Source organism: Paenibacillus arenilitoris (assembly GCF_014705655.1).
Lineage (GTDB): Bacteria > Bacillota > Bacilli > Paenibacillales > Paenibacillaceae > Pristimantibacillus > Pristimantibacillus arenilitoris.
The window spans coordinates 113,078-131,051 of sequence record NZ_JACXIY010000002.1 but is presented as its reverse complement, the minus strand read 5'-3'; the positions used below and the strand labels follow the sequence as shown (position 1 = coordinate 131,051).

The 17,974-nt window shown below is 56.9% G+C and carries 11 protein-coding genes; 2 read left to right on the top strand and 9 right to left on the bottom strand.

Annotated elements, in window-relative coordinates:
- Positions 1-55: 55 nt before the first annotated feature.
- Together IDH41_RS02010 and IDH41_RS02005 are read right to left on the bottom strand one after the other, a co-directional pair.
- Positions 56-679, bottom strand: coding sequence for a TetR/AcrR family transcriptional regulator (locus tag IDH41_RS02010; protein ID WP_190857825.1), 624 nt, complete (start codon positions 677-679; stop codon positions 56-58).
- Positions 666-1,103, bottom strand: a complete 438-nt coding sequence (locus tag IDH41_RS02005; RefSeq protein ID WP_190857823.1) for a VOC family protein — start codon at positions 1,101-1,103, stop codon at positions 666-668. Before IDH41_RS02005 ends, IDH41_RS02010 begins: the two co-directional genes overlap by 14 nt.
- 235 nt (positions 1,104-1,338) lie before the next feature.
- Here IDH41_RS02005 and IDH41_RS02000 point away from each other — a divergent pair, with 235 nt between their 5' ends.
- Positions 1,339-3,354: a hemoblobin-interacting domain-containing protein gene (locus IDH41_RS02000; RefSeq protein ID WP_190857821.1), complete on the top strand. Its 2,016-nt coding sequence runs from the start codon at positions 1,339-1,341 to the stop codon at positions 3,352-3,354.
- 384 nt (positions 3,355-3,738) lie between these two features.
- Here the strand turns inward: IDH41_RS02000 and sigZ are convergent, their stop codons facing one another.
- Positions 3,739-4,302, bottom strand: coding sequence for an RNA polymerase sigma factor SigZ (gene sigZ / locus IDH41_RS01995; RefSeq protein ID WP_190857819.1), 564 nt, complete (start codon positions 4,300-4,302; stop codon positions 3,739-3,741).
- A gap of 102 nt (positions 4,303-4,404) precedes the next feature.
- Between sigZ and IDH41_RS01990 the strand changes: the two genes are divergently transcribed.
- Positions 4,405-5,046 carry a ThuA domain-containing protein gene (locus tag IDH41_RS01990; RefSeq protein WP_190857817.1) on the top strand — a complete coding sequence of 214 codons (642 nt, stop codon included), beginning with the start codon at positions 4,405-4,407 and terminating at the stop codon, positions 5,044-5,046.
- Positions 5,047-5,176: 130 nt separating this feature from the next.
- Here IDH41_RS01990 and IDH41_RS01985 read toward each other — a convergent pair whose 3' ends face one another.
- The 6 genes from IDH41_RS01985 to IDH41_RS01960 form a co-directional block, all read right to left on the bottom strand.
- A complete protein-coding gene (locus IDH41_RS01985) occupies positions 5,177-7,507 on the bottom strand; it encodes a DUF7948 domain-containing protein (RefSeq protein WP_190857815.1) in 2,331 nt (776 codons plus the stop codon).
- 217 nt (positions 7,508-7,724) lie between these two features.
- Positions 7,725-9,545 (bottom strand): heparinase II/III family protein, encoded by a 1,821-nt coding sequence (locus tag IDH41_RS01980; protein ID WP_190857813.1) that lies wholly within the window; start codon positions 9,543-9,545, stop codon positions 7,725-7,727.
- Between the two features lie 162 nt (positions 9,546-9,707).
- Complete coding sequence (locus IDH41_RS01975; RefSeq protein ID WP_190857812.1) at positions 9,708-10,847, bottom strand: hypothetical protein; 1,140 nt, start codon at positions 10,845-10,847, stop codon at positions 9,708-9,710.
- Positions 10,848-11,043: 196 nt separating this feature from the next.
- Entirely contained in the window at positions 11,044-15,213 is a 4,170-nt protein-coding gene (locus tag IDH41_RS01970) for a sugar-binding protein (RefSeq protein ID WP_190857809.1), read from the bottom strand.
- Positions 15,214-15,317: 104 nt separating this feature from the next.
- Positions 15,318-16,988, bottom strand: a complete 1,671-nt coding sequence (locus tag IDH41_RS01965; protein ID WP_223829370.1) for an extracellular solute-binding protein — start codon at positions 16,986-16,988, stop codon at positions 15,318-15,320.
- Positions 16,989-17,079: 91 nt separating this feature from the next.
- Complete coding sequence (locus IDH41_RS01960) at positions 17,080-17,964, bottom strand: carbohydrate ABC transporter permease (RefSeq protein ID WP_190857806.1); 885 nt, start codon at positions 17,962-17,964, stop codon at positions 17,080-17,082.
- Positions 17,965-17,974: the final 10 nt, after the last annotated feature.

The following is a 17,974-nucleotide window of genomic DNA, read 5'->3' as shown; positions in this document are numbered from 1 at the left end:
CGATAAGCTGCTGCCGACCGGATAGGCTTACTTATCTATAGAAACGGCTTGTTCCTTAACCAGCCGGCTCGATCTTGCCCGTTGCGCGCTCCGCTTGGCGCTTAAACCCTTCCATGAAGAAGCCGACGGCCTCCATCGCTTCCTCCAATGCCGCCGTCCGAGCGGATTCGTGCGCCAGCCAAAGCGTCGTTTCGTTCAGGGCGCCCGATAGGAAATGGGTCATCGCATCGAGCGGAGCGGGCCCGATAACCCCTTGCCGCTGCATCGTTTCGAGCTGCCCCCGAAGCAGTCGCATCGAATGGTTCTCGTCCATTGCGCGCCATGCTTCCCAGCCTAGAATCGCGGGACCGTCGATCAGCATGATCCGTTTATTCCGCTCCTCGACCGCGGCCGTAACGAAAGCGCGGCAGCCGAGATAGAGCTGCTGCCAGACGTCTTCGCTAGCCGCCGCCTCCCGCTCGACGCGGTCGGCAACCTCCTTCTGAACGGCTTCCAGCACGCTGCGAAACAGCTCCTTCTTATTCCGAAAATGATGATAAACCGCCCCACGCGTCAGCTTCGCCTCGTGCACGATCGACTCCAGCGCCGCGCCGGCATACCCATGCTCCGTGAAATGCGACCGGGCGATATCGATCAGCTGGCGGATCGTCTCGGCCGCTTCCTCTTTACTCCTTCTCATGATCCCGATCCCCGACGTACCCGGCACTGAACGATTCCGTCGGCGGGATGACGGTGATGACATCGATTAACAGGCCGTTCGGATCGGAGGTGATGAAATGTCGCTGGCCGAACTCCTCGCTTCGGATATCCTGCAGCAGGGGGAGCTTCGCCTTCCGAATGAGCCGATCGTATTCCGCGTCGACGTCATCGACTTCGAAATTAAGAATCATCCCCGTCGCCCGGGTTCGATACGGTTCCGGTACGGTCGGATGGCTGGCGTCGAGAACGGCCAGTTCGAACGGCATGCCGCTTCCGGACATCCTAAGGCTGACGTACCAGTCAGCCTCAAACACGCGCTCGAAACCGAAATGCTCCAAATAAAATGCGGATGTGGCGGCAACCTCCTCCGTCAAAATAACCGGATAAAAGCTGTTTGTTTTCATCGTGAATTCCCCTTTCAATGGAAGATGCATCCATCTTAACATACATACAGTGTGTATGTAAATGGCGGACTTTCGAATGGACCGAACAAAGGTTAGTTCAAATTTCTTGCGACATTAGACCTATTTCAGGCAGGAAATTAGAAAATTATGTAGAATTCTGTCTAAAACAAAACTCGCTGCCTTCTATCCTTCTGCAGCGGGAATTTTAAAAATGACGCAAGAGGAGCGCAATCGAATGAAGTCGTCAATGAAAATTAAAAAGAAAGCAGCCAGTGTTTGGTTATGCGCATGCTTGACCCTATCGGCATTCGGGTCGGCCTACGCGGCTGAACAGTCGAGCGGCATCGAGGATCACTGGGCCGAGTCGCAATGGCAAGCCTGGGAAGATAAAGAGTATCTTCCCGATCAATGGACGGGCAGCGACGACCCTGACGAGCCTGTCACGCGAGCGGAATTCATTACGCTTATGAACCGGGCCTTCGACTTCCAGGAAAAATCCGAAACTGCGGCAGCAGACGTCGGTCCGAACAGCCCGGACTACGAACAGATTGCGATCGCGCTTCATGCAGGCTATTTGAACGGCTTTGAAGACGGTTCGCTTCGCCCGTCGGCTAATCTGAACCGGCAACAAGCCGCCCTGATGATCGCCCGCGTATTGAAGCTGACCGGAGAGGATGCCGTATCGATTCTCAACAAGTATTCCGATGCGGCGCGCATTCCCGCATGGAGCAAGCCGGCGCTCGCAGCCGTCGTATCCAAAGGCATCCTGCTCGGCTACGCCGATCATACCCTCCGCCAAGAACAGAGCGTCACGAAAGCCGAGGCGGTCGTCATGCTGGACCGGGCCTTGTACGCCTCCTATTCGGACGTTTATAAGCAGGCCGGTACTTACGGGCCGGAGACCGGGGAACGGGCCGTCGACGGCAGCGTGCTTGTCGATGCAGCGGGCGTCACGCTCCGGAACATGAGCATCGAAGGCGATCTCGTGCTCGGTGCAGGCATCGGGGAAGGCGACGTCGAGCTGGACAACGTGACCGTCAAGGGCGACACGATCGTGAAGGGCGGAGGCGGGAACTCGGTTCATTTCAAGGATGCCGTGCTTTTCAAAATTATCGTGAACAAAAAAACGGGTGAAGTCCGCATCGTGGCGGAAGGCAGAACGACCGTTCAGCAAGTGAACGTGCAATCCGGAGCCAAAATCGATAATTCGAAGGCGACGAACGGCGGATTCTCGAACGTCAAATTGGAAGACAAGCTCCCTTCCGGCTCTAAAGTGTCCTTGCTCGGAAACTTTGAAAACGTCGATGTCGCCGCCAAATCCGTTTCGGTCGACGTGCCGAACGGCAGCGTCAAATCGCTTTCCGTGTCGGATAAGGCTGGCGGCACCTCCCTCAGCCTCGGCAAAGACGCCAAGATCGCCGATCTCGTCCTGAAGGCTGCGCTTAAGGTGACGGGCGAAGGTAAAATCGAAAAAGCGACGATCGACAAAGGCGCGGAAGGGACCACGTTCCAAACCAAGCCATCCGCCATGGAGGGCAGCGGAGCTCCTCCGACACCTGCTCCATCACCTACGCCGAGCGAACAGCCCGGCGAAGAACCGGGCGAGCAGCCGGGCGAGCAGCCGGGCGAACAGCCGGGCGAGCAGCCGGGCGAGCAGCCGGGCGAGCAGCCGGGCGAGCAGCCGGGCGAGCAGCCGGGCGAGCAGCCGGGTGAAGAGCCGGGCGAACAGCTCACTCCGCCTGGATTGATTTTTGATGCAACCGATATTGATACGTTCAATCCGATTGAGATTCAATTTATTTCCGATTCGAATTGGGAGAATGCGATCTACCAAATAACGGCTGATTCAATCCAATTGGATCCAAGCAGTTATACGATAACTCCCGGAAAAATTACTTTCCAAGCCGGAGCGATCGGCGAGGAACGCATCCTACTGACGGTATCGGCAGCAGGTTATACGGATGCCTCCGTCTATCAAAATGTATATAAAAGACCGCCTGTCGTAACTGGATATAGCAATGGATCAAGCATATTCCTTAATTTTGAACAAAATGAAAGTTGGAGCCGTTCGATTAGATCCGTAAGCGTCGGCTCGCAAGTACTAACCCGTCAAAATTCCGAATTGATTGTCGATACAGGCAGCATTTCATTTCCTTATACTTGGCCGGAATCATCTCCTGCCAACATCACGGTAACCATTGATTCAATTACATATTCTACGGTTTCCGTCCTTATCGCCAACCAACCCTGAACAACCGAACGCATTAAAAAGCAACTGGTTAATGGCCGATTGCCGCCTTTCCTTCGCAAATTGTGGGCGAGCAATTCATCCGTCCTCTTGGCTTACTTGTAATTTCAAAAACTGAAACAAAATGCGAAAATAGTAGGCTTCGAAGGCGTTTAGTTTCAAATTTTGAATATAAGTCGGTTTTTATTGAAAGGTAAATCACGTATAAAACCGTTTAATTTCAAATATTGAAACTAAATAAGGAATGAGCGATGTAAAGAGAAATTTAGTTTCATTTTTTGAAACTAGCGTATTTTTATCGTGGGTCCAAAAAGTTGGTGCAAAAAGTTGATGTTCGCCTTTGTTCGACCAAAATAAAGCCAAGCTCCCGGGAGCTTGGCTTCTTTTTTACTTCGGTGTATACTTCCTCCTGCGCGGTTGGTCCAGAACGATCTCATAATCGACGATATTGCCGTAACGGTCCGCTTCGATTTGGCAGCAGCTCGTCATAAGCTCCTTGATCATCTCCCGGGCGCGCTGCACTCTTGACTTTGCGCCGGAATACGAAATCGCCAAACGCTCGCTCACCTGTTTCTGGGACATGCCCGCCAGCTCGGCAAGCTCGACCGCTTCCCGGTATTTGTCCGGCAATAACGGCAGCACCGATTTTAACCCGGCGAGCGCTTCCCCTGCATAGTCCGACGGCTGCGCCTCCTGCGGCGTTTGCGCGTGATCCGCCGGAAGCTCCTCGGTCCGTTGTTCTTTCCGGTAATGATCCGCAATGCAATTGCGGGCGATCCGATACAGCCAAGCGCGTATCTTCGACTCGTCCTTCACATCCGCAAGGTGATCGAATGCCTTAAGGAATACATTTTGCACGATGTCGTCGGCATCGGGATGCCGGTTCGTTTTTTTATGGACAAAACGGCTGATCGGCTTATGATAATCGGCCCATAACGATTCAAGCTCCACCGAAAATCTCTCCTTTTAAAAAAAGTTTAAATTTTTTTGCGTCCATTTCCTTTTTCTCGCGTCAGCATTAGTGTAACTCATAATCGGATGGGAGAGAATCATATGGCAAAACAAACGAAAGTGCTGCTTATCGGCGACAACGGCGAGGCTCCTTGGCATCCGCTGGAACCGGCCCGGGCCGAGCTGGAGGTCATCCTCGGAGACGAATTCGAGCTTGCCGTCACGGAAGATTACGAACAGCTCGCCGGACTCGAACGGGAACGATACGCGGCCGTCATCTCGTATACCGACTGCTGGAGGCGGAAGCTTCCGGCGGAACAGACGGCCGGCTTAATCCGCTTCGTCGCCGGTGGCGGCGGGCTGCTCGCGATCCATAACGGCATTTCGCTGCAAGCAAGCTACGAGCTCGCGCAGCTGATCGGCGGCAAATTTACCGATCATCCGCCTTACCAGCCGCTGAACTACATCGGCGCAACCGGCGGGCATCCGCTGCTCGAAGGCGTGCCCGATTTCACCGTGGACGAGGAGCCTTACCTGTTCGAATTCGACGCCTTCACCCCAAGAAACGTGTTCCTGGAATACGAATTCGAGGGAAAGCGATATCCGGCGGCATGGGAGCACACTTACGGCTTGGGCAAAGCGGTATACCTGCAGCCCGGCCATAACGCCGGCTCCTTCAAGCCGGAAGCTTACCGGACGTTGATCCGCAACAGTTTGCGGTGGGTGACCGCTCAAGCCGAATAACGGCATTTGCCGGAACCGGTCTTACCGGACGGAACAAGCGCGAACGGCTGCCGAGCGGCGTGCCGCACGCATTCGCTAATCATATCGGCAGCCGCCGGAAACTTAACGTTCCGGCGGCTGCCGTACTTTCCTAATCGCCGATGATTTTGACGACCGTTACCTTATCCGTCACGATCCTACTTCTTGCGGGACAATGCTTCTTCTTCCGGCGCCGGACCGGGCATTTCCGCTTCCTGCGCTTCTTGATGGCCGCTTTCCTTCCCCGCGGCCCCCTGCGCCCTCTCGGACCTCTCGCTCCGGACTGGCCCGGCACCCCCTGCTGACCTTGCGGACCTTGCGGCCCCGGCGGTCCTTGGCCGATCTTGCCAATCTTCACGACGTAGGCGTCTGAAACCCCCGTCTCCGAGGTTTGGAACGCGCCCGGCGTGACGGGAAAATCGGAGGAGAACGTAAAACCGATCGCATAAGCGCTGCCCTCCGCATCCACGGCAATGCCGGTCCCGCGTTCCAGGCTGCTGCCGCCTAAATAGGAGGAGAACAGCAGCGTCGAACCGGTCAGGCTGAACCGCGTCAGGAACGCGTCCGGCGCCTCGCCCGGCAAGTCCGCGTTATACGTATCCTCGAAGGCATCCGGCGTGACGGGGAAGTTCGAGGAATTGGTCAGTCCGGTCACGTTCGCGTTGCCGAAGGCGTCCACGGCGATGCCGAGGCATTGATCGTCTACGTTTCCGCCCAGTAATGAGGAATAAACCAGACCCGAGCCTGCTGCGTTCAATTTCGTGACGAAGCCGTCGGAGAAACCGTTAAACGTCGGATCGAATGCCCTTGGCGTCGTCGGAAAATCGGCCGAGCCGGTCCCGCCGGCAATGTAGGCGTTACCGGAGGCGTCCACGGCGATACCCGCCGACGTATCGAACGAGGCGCCTCCGACGAAAGTCGAATAGACGAGCGCCGTACCGGTCGCGTTCAGCTTCGTGACGAAGGCGTCGGTCGCGCCGTTGTACGTCGTATCGTACGCGCCGGCCGTCGTTGGATAGTCGGAGGACTCTGTATCCCCCGTAATATAGGCGTTGCCGGCCGAATCGACCGCGATGCCGCTTCCGATCTCCTCGTCGCTTCCCCCGATGTACGTCGAATAGACGAGGCTCGCCCCCGCCGGATCCAGCTTCGTTACGAAGGCATCCTGCGGACCGTTCAGCATCCCTTGGAGGACGCCGGCGGTCACCGGAAAATCGGAGGAATCGGTCGTGCCTACGATATAGGCGTTTCCCGCTCCGTCAACTGCAATGCCGCTCGCGCCGTCCGGCGAGGACCCTCCGAGAAACGTGGAATACAGAAGCGTCGAGCCGGTAGGATCGAATTTGGTTACGAATGCATCGGCGGCGCCGGCAATCATCGGTTGATAGGCGCCGGCGGTTACTGGAAAATCGGCCGAGGACGTTCTCCCGGTCACATAAGCGCTGCCGGCTGCGTCCACGGCAATTCCCAGCCCCTGTTCAATATCGCTGCCGCCAAGAAACGTCGAATAGATCAGAGCCGTACCCGCCGCATTCAGCTTTGTGACGAACACGTCGTCCACGCCTTGAAACGTCGTTTCGAAAGCGCCGGCCGTCGTCGGAAACATAGCCGCTCTCGTAAATCCGGTGACATAAGCGCTGCCGGCTGCGTCCACCGCGATCGAATGCCCTTGTGTCTCGCCCATTCCGCCTAGATAGGTGGAGTAAAGCAGGATCGGATCGATGACAAGCGGCAGAGACGGATCATAGCCTGCTGCAAGCTCGAATCCGACCGCCGTCTGCCCGCCGTCCGCCGAACGGATAACGAAGCGGCATGCCACCGGCTGCCGGGCGCCATCGCATTCGTGGTACGCAACCGGCTTCAGGTCGGTCAACGCGCCGAACGGCGTTTCGATCAGCAGATTGCCGAGTTCGTCCAGCCGGATCGCTTCCGCCCCATCGAAAGCAAGGGCAATTCGGTCGACGCGGGCGCCCGGCGCCAGCAGCGCGTCATATTTGAGCCTGCCTCTCTCGCCTTGAAAGACCAAATCGATGCCCGGCCATAGCTCCCGGTACGCGATTTCGCGGTAAACCGGCAAATTTTTCATCCATTTATGCTGATCGTTGCCCTTTACATAATGGACCTTCCCCTCTTCCTCCCTTTGCCCTTCCGGCTGGCAATCCGGATTTCCGCCGAGGAAGCGCAAAGTCAGATTAAACCCTCTAAGTCCGGGTCGATGGCGGGAGTCGGACGATTCGTAAAACGTGAACAACGCTTCTTCCGATGCGAACGCGCACCGAAAGCCGCTGCCATGCGTGTAATAGCGCAGCCGATGCTCGATTTGGCCACGATTCGGGATGAAAGATACCGGCAGCATGCCATACGTTTGCAGCACAGACGCTTGGTATGGCCGGGACGGCTCGGTCGGTTCCGGGTCTTGCGCGGAATTGTACAGGGTGATCACTCGCCTTTTCGCAGAGATGGCATGCCGCGCTGGCGCGGACGGCATAGATGATTGTACACTCTATGCATGCTACCTATGCCGCGAATAAACGAACATCAGCCTTTTCCAAAAATAGGCATGACGGACGATAAAAGAAAGGGCTGTCCCGGAGGCCAATATAGACCTATAGGGACAGCCCTTGACCCGGATTTGCGGCGCAGCCCTTATAAGATAACGCTCATGCCTGAAAAGCGAAGCGCATCGCCACGTCCAACCCGCCGGCGCCCTCTTCGTTAACCGTTAGCAGAATGCGGTAATAGCGCTCTTCCTTTCCGTAATGATTCGAATACCGGCGCTCCTCCGTCGAAATGCCGTATCGCCCCGGATCGAATTCGAGCATGACGGCGTGGCGGACGCCCCGCAGCAGGACGCTCCCGTCCGCGACGAGCTGCGGCTCGCACCTCGTAATGACGACCTCCGTGACCGGTTCGCCTTCGCGGGCAAACCGGAACGCATCGTTCAGCTCGAGAACCGGCAGGCCGGTCTTGCGCCAAGTCAACCGCCGCCTGAACGAGGCGAGACCGCTGCCTGGGTAACAGGCAGCCAGCTCGAGCTCCAGCCTGTCCTCGTCACCGGAGGTATGCGCTTCGAGCACGGCGGCGGCGCGATCCGCTCCCGCCGCCTGCTCCCGGCCCCCGACGACCGGAAGCGAATGGCCGTGCGGTCCCGTGCAGTCGTAGGCGTACCGTCCGCCGCCGAAGTAATCGGCGGTATATTCGCCGCTGCCCAGGTCGGCCGCGAAGGCCGGATCGTCGTCCGCCAGCAGGATGAAATGGCCGACGTCGATATGGTTGTGCGGTTCGCCGTTCGACCCGCCCTTCGCCGCGAAGCCGAAGCTTCCCGCAGGCGAGACGGTGCGCGAGACGAGCCACTGGGCATCGGGCAAGTACCAGCTGCCCGGCCGCCAGCCGGCATCCCTCTCCGCATCCGGCCGGAACCAAATAAAATTGCGCAGAGCGGGGGCGAACCGGCTGCAATGATCGTCGGTGAAGCTTGCCCTTATCGCAAGCGGCGGATGCTCGGCCTCCTCGTATCGCGAAGCCAAATAATCCGACAAGCCGATATGGACGTTCACCTCGGGCACCGCGTCCGAGAAATTGGCGGGCCGGTTGCCGGCAAGGTAGCAGCGCTGCTGGAACAGGGCGATCGTCCTTATCTTATCGTCCCCCAGCAGATCCGCCCTCCCCCCGGTCGCGCGGGCGAGCAGATCCGCGAAATAAACGAAATAACCGAAGCCGTAGTTCCAGTAGCCCGGCCCTTCGAGGCAGGCGCCGTCGGCGCCGAAGCCGGACAAATAGTGACCCATGCTGCCGAGCGCCTTCTCCGCGATGGCCGCCGTCCGTCCGAGGTCCCGCTCGGCGAGAAGCGCCGCTGAGCCGATCGAGCCTGCGCATACCGCCGACCAGTTATGCTCCGCCGTTTCCCAGTGATACGGACCGAAGTTCAAATAAGGAACGAATAAACGTTTGTCCACCTGTTCGAGCATCGCCTGCCGGAGCCTCTCCGGCAGCCCGTCGCCCGTCATCGCCGCAATTTCGCATAGCGCGAAGCCGGTCTCGGCGGCGAACAGATCGATATGGCGGTCGATCGCCTGCCCCTTCAAATGCGCAGGCAGGCACCAGGTCGGCTCGATCAGGATCGCCTCGACGATTTCGACGAGCGACTCCCGGTACGTCTCTTCGCCCGGATACAGCAAATGCAGCAGGGCGAAGGCCGTCAGCCGGCGCCGCCGCTCGAAATAGACCGATTCGAAGGTCAGCCGGTTGCCGGTCTTCTCGAACAACCCGTACAGCTCCGGCGTCAGCTCGGGTATCGGGCTTTCCAGCAGACGGCCTCCCTCCTCCTCGACTTCTCTCGCCATTTCCGCGTAATGCGGCGAAGCGGCAATCGCCTGCCAATCCGTCGCCGCTCCCTCTTCCGCGTACATCCGCCGGTCTTCCGGCGGCCTATCATGCAACCATTCCTCCAGCGTATCCCTCGTCCACTTCACCTCAGGCATCTCCGTTCTCCTCCTTCGCGCGTTTCTTCCAAGAAACTTATTCGATAACCGTCCGCCCGGTTTCCTTCTTGTCCGAAAGAATCGTTCTCCGATAGAAGAAGGCGCCCCGGGAGCGAATACATTCGCTTTCCCGGGGCGCCTGCGGCTGCGGAGAATAGGATCCTATTGTTGAATGGCGTACAGCGAATTGCCGGCCAGCCGGTACCAGGCTCCGTTCAAGTATCGGAACTCCGCCGGACCGCCCGACACGCGCAAATGCGTATCCGACTGAGCGGAATAAAGGAATGTTTTGCCGTATTTCAAATTCCCGTAGTACACCGTATAAACCATCGATCCGTCCGCACCTAACTGATTGATGGTAAGACTGCTTCTATAGTACCACGACTGTTTCCAAGACTGCGGAGGCGTTTCGGCAATCGGTTTGATCTCGCCTTCCGGCGAACGGACATATAGAACCAAATTATCATTCGCTTTATTATACTCGCTATAGGCAATCCAGCCGTTATTGATCTGATAGCCCGATCTAGAGTTGAAAAAATGGCCATAAAAAGGATTCAGGGCTAATGTGGTAATATTATCGTCGGCGTCACGAAACCGGATTAACCACTTGTATCCGCTGCTGTACCGTTTGAGTACGCGGTAGATCGTGTTCGTTCCGTCCGTCAAAGGGCCGCCGTAGCTTAAATAGCCGTTAGGCAGCACATGCGTCGTCAACGTACCGTCCGGAAGAGACTTGTAGAGGTCCGAACTGTAAGTCGGATCCGTATAAACGACGGTTCCGTCAGCCGACAGATCGAAGCGATTCGTATTTTGAAAGCCCGAATTCGGCAAGCTGCGGGACTGTCCCGTAGCCAAATCCAGCACGCGGTTATTGAATACCGCAAAATTCCCTTTCACATCATATACATCCCCGTACGGGTAACTGCCTTCGATCAGATTTTGAACGTTGCCGTCCTTCCAATAATAAACGGAATGATAAGTAGGCCATCCGCTAGGGTCGGTATTGGATATCGTCAAGACGACGCCCTCCGCGGACAGCTTCGCCGAATGGATCTTATCGTTCGGCCCGGCGGCATCGTATACCTTTACCTCGCTTTCATCCGCGCGGTTAAACAGCCACAGCTTCTTATCACCGGCTTCCTTCCATACGATCCGGCTCTCGTCAAAGTCGAGAATCGTTCCGTTAAACTCGTGAAGGAGCACCTCCGAGCTCCATTCGTCGGCGGCCGCTACCTGCAGCGGCGACAGCAGCATCAGCATCAGCGACATTGCCCCGACGAAAAAAATCCACCGTCGTTTCATTCGAATACACCTCTCCTGTTCTCTTTTTGTTGCTTTCCCGTAAAAATGAGGAAAGCTTTCAAATATTATTCATTTCGAATAACATTATACGATTATATTATTCGAAATGAATATCGAATTTTGGTGTCGTATCCCGACTTTCTTTGTCAAAATAAAAAGCGTCCCGCAGAGGCTGCGGGACGGGCGTATAAAACGGTCACTTGATTTTGATCGTTCCTTTGAACTCGGCATGAAGAAGCTCATAATCCGGGGGGAGACCGTCCGATTGCCCCTTCCATGCCTGAATGCTGACGCGTCCGTCGTTTTCTTTCGCTTCCTGCGTCATGATTCGGATCGTATACGCTTCCCCGTTCAGGAGGAAGGAGCCTTGCATATACGCTTTTCCGTTTGCGGCAGCCATCCACTCGGATTGCACGCCGATCTTTTTGCCGGAGTTCGCTTTCAAGGTCCATTGCTTTTGAACGCCGTTCTTGAACTCCACGTCCAGATGAAGCTTCTCCTTCCAATCGTCGTCAAGCCCGGGCCCTGACGGAAGCTCCACATGCCCTTTCACCTTCAGCTCTTTGGGAGCTTTGCCAGCCACGGCCAGGCGAGATGCCGTGCCGGCGCCTATATAATAAGGATTGTCTGGAAGCGAGGCGCTCGCTTCATATAATCCTGCAGGCAGCACCGCCTCGGCGGAAGCAAGACCGGCAGCGTCGGTTACGGCCGTTGCCGCGTCCGTCGGAAGGACAATCTGCGTCATGGCCCCGTCCGGCTCGATTGCGTATACCGAGAAGGTAACCGTCAGTCCTCCCAGCGTCCCTTGGCTGCCATCCGATGGTTCGGATACTTGAACCGCAAGCGTAACGGGTTGACCTGCCGCTCCGAGCCGGCTGCCCTCATAAGCAAGGTCGGAATCTTCGCGCGATACCGTAAGCGACGCCTGGGAAGACGAGCCGCGAAAATATAAGCTCTCGCTCTGCGCATATCCGGCCTCCACCGCATACGATCCCGCGCCAAGCTGAATGGAATACGCGAGCTCCGCCGTCCCTTGTTCATCGGTTACGGCCGTCCCCGCCGGATCGCCGTCCACCAGGAAGGACACGGTCTCCCCGGTTATCGGGCTGCCGTTCCGGTCCGTCAATGTCGCGGCCAGCATGGCCGGATCGCTATACGCGCCGCTTGCTTGCGCGGCGGCAAGCATCGTGGAAGCGTACACCGCAAAAGAAATTTGCCGTACCGTTTGATTGGACGCGTGATCCTCCGCTTCTACCGTCAGCACGTAAGCGCCCGGCTCCGTGATCGCCGTGCCGCTGAGCCAATCCGAGCCGTTTAACCGGATCGACGTCTGCTTCACTCCGCTTCCGCCATCCGGTTCCTCGACGGACACGGCCGGCGTCGCTTGATCCGTATATTCGCCGCCATCCTCGACTCCCGTTACGGTCACGACGGGACCGGCTCCGTCGCTCGCGCCGATCAGCTTGGCATTGCCCCACAGTCCGCGATCCAGGTTGTTCCGGTTCGTGCCGTTCCATTCATACTGCCGCTTCCGGCTGTTTCCGTCTTCGCTCTCGTTAAACCCGAAGTCGAACAGAAATTCCCGGCCGCTCGCCGGCTGCATCCGCACCGCTTCCCACGGGATTGCGGCTTCGAGCACATAGCCTTGGCCGTCCGCCGCCGCTTTCCTGAACATCTGGATCGGACGCTGGCGTCCGGTGTTAAACCATAACCAGAAATCGGATTGCCCTTCAGCCCCCGGGCCCGCGCTCATAATGATCTGCCGGTCGTCGTACAGCAGCGGGCCGATCTGCTCAAGCTCGCTCGGACCGAAGAACAATTCCACCCCGTCGCCCTTCCATACGTTGCTGTTCGGGTTATTGTTCATCATCGGCGTCGGTTCGTTAATTTGGGCGGTCACGTACAAATGCTGCTCATCCCACGCGAAGGCGTAATCCGCGGTAATGTCGTCTCCGCCGCTGCCTCCGACCCGATTGTCGGCCGTAAGCGTCGCTTTTCCTGCGGCCCCTTCCGGATAGCCGTTTATTTCCCCGTCGAGCGGAATCGGCACGGACGTGTAAGGGATGTCGATCGTCAGATTATTCCCCGTACCGCCGCCCGGCGGCTCGTCGCCGAAATCGTGGAAGAAAGGTTCTTTTTCGCCGAACATCACTGCGTAAATGTCATGATGCGTCTGCATCACGCCGTCCAGGAACGTTTTGTAGGGCCGGTCCGCCACGTTGATCAATCCGGTGTTGTAGCGTTCCCCGGTTAACCCTTCGAACCAGCGTCCGGTCGCCGCCTGGTCGACGTAGTCGAACCAATGCGTACCGACGATATAGCCGAGAGAAGCCGCTCCTTCGACATAATTGCGGTAGCGCCAAGCGCGTTCCTGTTCGTTCGCGGCCGCTCCCGCCACGATCGGATCGAGCCCTTGCTCCGCCGTGCCGTAGCTCCATTCGCTTAACATGATCGGCTTGCCGCCCGACTTCGTGTAGATCTCGTTCAGCATCGTCACGTCAAGGTTAGGGGCATAGTGGTTAATGCTGATGACGTCCATATATTTGCCCGCTTCCTCGGCCAGAATGCCCCGAATCTTCGTATTCATCATCGGCAGGGTAAGCCACCGGTCGCCGAGCAGCAAATGGTTCGTATCGTATTTCTCAAAGAGACGCTTGACCGTGCTGTAATACGTGTCCAAATACAATCGGAAGAAGTTCTCGATATCGTTGCCGGCCGCCGGAGTGTCGATATACAGCTCCGCTTCGTTCAAATCCGTAAAGCTTGCGTAATCGGTCTCCCAGCTTGCGTTGAAGGCCGCAATATCGACGTACTTTTCCTGGAGCATCTGAACGAGCCGTTTCTTGATTCCCGTCTTGCTCGCCTTCAGCTTCGGAACCGCGGTGAAAAACTTCTCGTAATGGTATTCGTTGTCGACAAAATACCCGATCAGCAAAGGATCGTCCTTCAAGGCGGGCACCGATGCGGCGAGGGCGCTATCGATCCTCGCTTCCGCGTCGTCGGCAAAGATGTCGAATATTTTAATTTCGCTCGGCTTGCTCATCCCGTTGAGGGGAAGCACGAGCGTATACGGCAATCCGTTCTGCTTCGACAAAGCTCCCGAGCCCCACGCGCCCGCGCTGTTAAAGCCCCATTTTTTGAGCCGGTCGACCGCCTCCGCGAAAAACGCCTCATTCGTCGGCATCGCCCCGGTTTTCCTGTATTTGTTCGCCATGTAGAACGAAAAGACGTCCTGCGAGCCTTGGAACGCGCCCCCATATTCGCCGTTATAAGGAGGCACCCATTCGAACTTCGTCTCCTGGCCTTTGAGCAGAGTGAACGTTTCATTGTTCGTAATCCCGTTCATCCCGAGGCTGAAATAAGCTGCGCCGCTCGGCGATACGAGGATCGGCTTGCCGTTTACCTGCTGGATATTGAAGAACCCTGTGGCTTCCAGCTGAAGCTCTTCCTTGCTGCCCTTTAAACCGCCAAGCTCATCGAAGTCGGACGGAATCGCAAGACCGTCGTAATAGGCCTGATCCGACGCAACGTCTGCCTGCAACTGCGCGTCGCTTGTCACCTTCATCGGAAAATCGGCCGTTTTGACCTGACCGTACCGGTCGATCAGCATATCCGCTTGTGCATAGTACTTGTAGGTTTTGACCGGACTTGCTATGAGTCCTTCCTTGGTCGCATAAGTGTCCAGCGAAGTAAACGCGGCAAGCGACAGCGGCTCCGTATACGCGCGATATTCGACATCGTCATTCAGCTTATAAAAAATGGAAGCCCCCGAGGTGGCCGAGCTCAAGGCAACGGTAAGCGGCTGATCGCCGATCAGGCCGGTCGGCGGGTCCGCAACGACCGAGCCGACGTTCTGGTTGACGACCAGCTTGGATAATTGCGGCGTCCAGGCTTTGGTTTCTCCGATGAACTCGATTTTCAAATAGAGCGTGCCGGACGGCACTTGAGCGTCCTCGTATATGACGAGCTGCCAATTGTTCACCGGCGCGCCGGAGCCGAAGATTGACGGACTCACCTCGGTGAAGGCCGAGCCGTCGGCGGAAGCATAGAAGCGATGCCCGACCAGCGGCATGCCCGCGCCGATAAAGGAATAGCTGTAAGCCGTGAAGGAGTCGATCGGCGCCGAGGTTTTGTACAGCATATGGCCGGCGGCCGTCGTGTTGCGGACCATGCGGCTGGCATCGTTCCCGAAATAGTGCTGATCGGCTTTCTCGATCCGTATATTCGAGCGCTGGTGCACGAGAGCGAAGTTATCCATTTCATCAACGAACCCGCTTTGTTCGGCTTGTACGGCAAGCCCCTGGAATCCAAGGGTTGCTAACAACGACCATATGCAAATGAAGGCGACTATTTTGCGTAAACTCATGATGTTGACCTCCCATTTCTATTTATATACGCTTTCAACCCCTTAGGTATGGGAAAGGGACACAGCCGCGTCTTGCCTGGCGCGTCCCTTTCTCCAAACCCTTGCTATTGCGACTGCTGCTGCTCCATCATTTCGTAAATATCTTTTGCCAGGAACGCGTTATCGCTGTCGTTCTCGTACCATTGCTTGAACCAGTCCTCGATCGCTTTCCCGTTTCCTTTATCCCACGTATCCTTCGCATCCTTCGTCGCCTGTTCGGCGGTATACCCGTCCCCGCCCAAAATCCCTTTGACGAACGTATCGTCGATCGGCTTCACCATCGGCGCGGAGATCGCTTCGATATCCTCGGGAAGCTGCGGCATATGCTCCGGATGGGTAATTTCGACATACGGTTTGCTCGGATCGGTGTAGATGTCCATCGCTTTCTTGTACATGTCGAACCCTTCCTTCTGCACCGGGTCGCTCAGGTTGAAGCCGGTCTCGAGCTTGCCGCACTCCGCATCGAGAATGGCGCTGCTCAGCATCTGGAAGTCGCCGTTCCATGCCACCTCTTCCTTGCGCTTATCCATGCTCGCCGGTTCCGGACAGCCATTGGCCCCAGCCTTCCAATGCTCGCCCTCGATCCCGTTTTTCAGCGTGTTCACCGTCTCCGGCTTCACCAGGAAGTCGACGTATTTCATGACCGCGTCGGGGTTTTTCGCGTCGGCGTTGACGACGGCCGTCGCTTGAACCGGATTCGAGAAGGCGGGATTGAACTGGCCGGCCGGGCTTTTCGGATAAGGAATCGGCGTCACGACGGCGTCCGGCACGTTCTTTTTGAGCGAGGTCAGTTCATTCTGGGCAAAGCCGACCCAGTTGATCTGAAGCGGATAAATGCCGACCTTGCCGTTCACGAAATCCTGCTTCGCCTTCGCGCCGTTCTTGTCGTTCAAGAAATCTTTGTCGATTATGCCTGCATCGAACAACCGCTTCTTGAAGTCGGTCACGGCCGTGAAGTTATCCCAGTTGCGGGTTACGGTTCCGTCCTTCACCACCCAGCGGGTCGCTTGAAAGATCTGATCGACCACCTGGCCGGATTGGAAGCTGATCGCGATCCCGTACGTATCGTTCTCGCCGTTGCCGTCCGGATCGTTCTCGGCGAACGCTTTGGCGACCTCGTACAGCTCCTCCGTCGTTTGGGGAATTTGCAGATTCAGCTTCTTCAGCCAATCCTCGCGGATCAGAAGGGCATGGATCGGATAGACCTCGGCCAGACGAGCGAACTCGTAAATTTTGCCGTCCGCCTTCGTGCCGACCTTCTTCAGCGCCGGATATTGCTCAAGCATCTGCTTATACGCCGTGCTATGCTCCTCGATCAGCTCGTCGAGCGGCATGAGCAGCCCTTGATCGATCAACGGGTTCTTAATATGAGGCGCATATTCGAAGATCAAATCGGGAGCGCTCGAGGAAGCGAACAGCACGTTCAGCTTCTGCTGCGATTCGAATCGCGGAACCGCGACGAACTTAACATTCGCCGGCCCCTGCTCGTTCAGCCACTTGGTCCAGCGGTTGTCTTCGATCGTTCCTTCCGCGGCGGGAACGGAACCGCGGTCGTAGACGGTTACGGAAATATCTTTTTTCGCTTCGGGCGTCGCCGCGTCCGTCGCCGCAGGCGCGTCCGTTCCGTCCTCCGGTTCGGGCCCGGCCGGCGTCCGGGAGCAGGCGGAGAGCAGCAGAACGAATGCGACGAGGAGCGCCGCGCATCTCGCAATCCATGGATTACCCGTGTTTTTCATCTTCATTCCCCTTTTTCGTTAGGATGGAAAACCATTCCGTCTTACGTATTCCTCCTTTTAAACGCTCATTCGCATCCCCCCTGTAACGACTTCACCCTTTTACCGAGCCCAGCAGCGCGCCTTGCACGAAATATTTCTGCACGAACGGATAGACGATGACCATCGGCGCCATTAACGTAATAATGCCCGCGGCTTTAATCCCTTCCGGCGTAATTTGGGCGGTGTCGTCGGCCTGCATCATTTGGGAGGCGACGACCTCCTGGAGCACGGATTGGCTTTGAATCATGTTTTGCACGAGCACCGTCAGGTTGTATAGATGCGTATCGTTAATATAGATCAGAACGGACAGGAACGAGTTCCAGAACCCGACCGCGTTAAACAGCGTCAAGGTAGCCAGCACGGGCAGCGACAGCGGAAGAACGATCGAGCCGAGCAGCCTCCACTCGCCGCAGCCGTCGATTCGGGCCGCATCCTCCACTTCCTCGGGCAGCCCGACGAAGAACGTCCGCAGAATGAGGAGATTGTACGTATTCACCAAAGCCGGCAGCCAGAGCGCCCAATAGGTGTTAATGATGCCGAGCGACTTCATGACAAGGTAACTCGGAATCGTGCCCCCGCCGAACATCATCGTGAACAGGAAGGCCAGCAGGAAGAAGCGTCTCCCGATAAAATATTTTCTGGCGAGCGGGTATGCGGTCAGCACCGTGACGATCATCGCGAGCGCCGTTCCTACGACCGTAATGACGACGCTGTTTTTGAACGAATCCATCATCCGCGTTCCTTGAAACAAGGATTGGAACGATTCCATCGTGAAGCCTACGGGCAGCAGCGATACTTTGCCGGACAGGATCGAATGCGCGTCGCTCATCGATAACGCCAGAATGTGCACCAAAGGCAGCAGGCAGCTTAATCCGAGCAGGAGCAGGACGATATAGTTCATGCCGTAGAACAGCTTTTCACCCGTGGTCGGTTTCATCCGCGCGCCT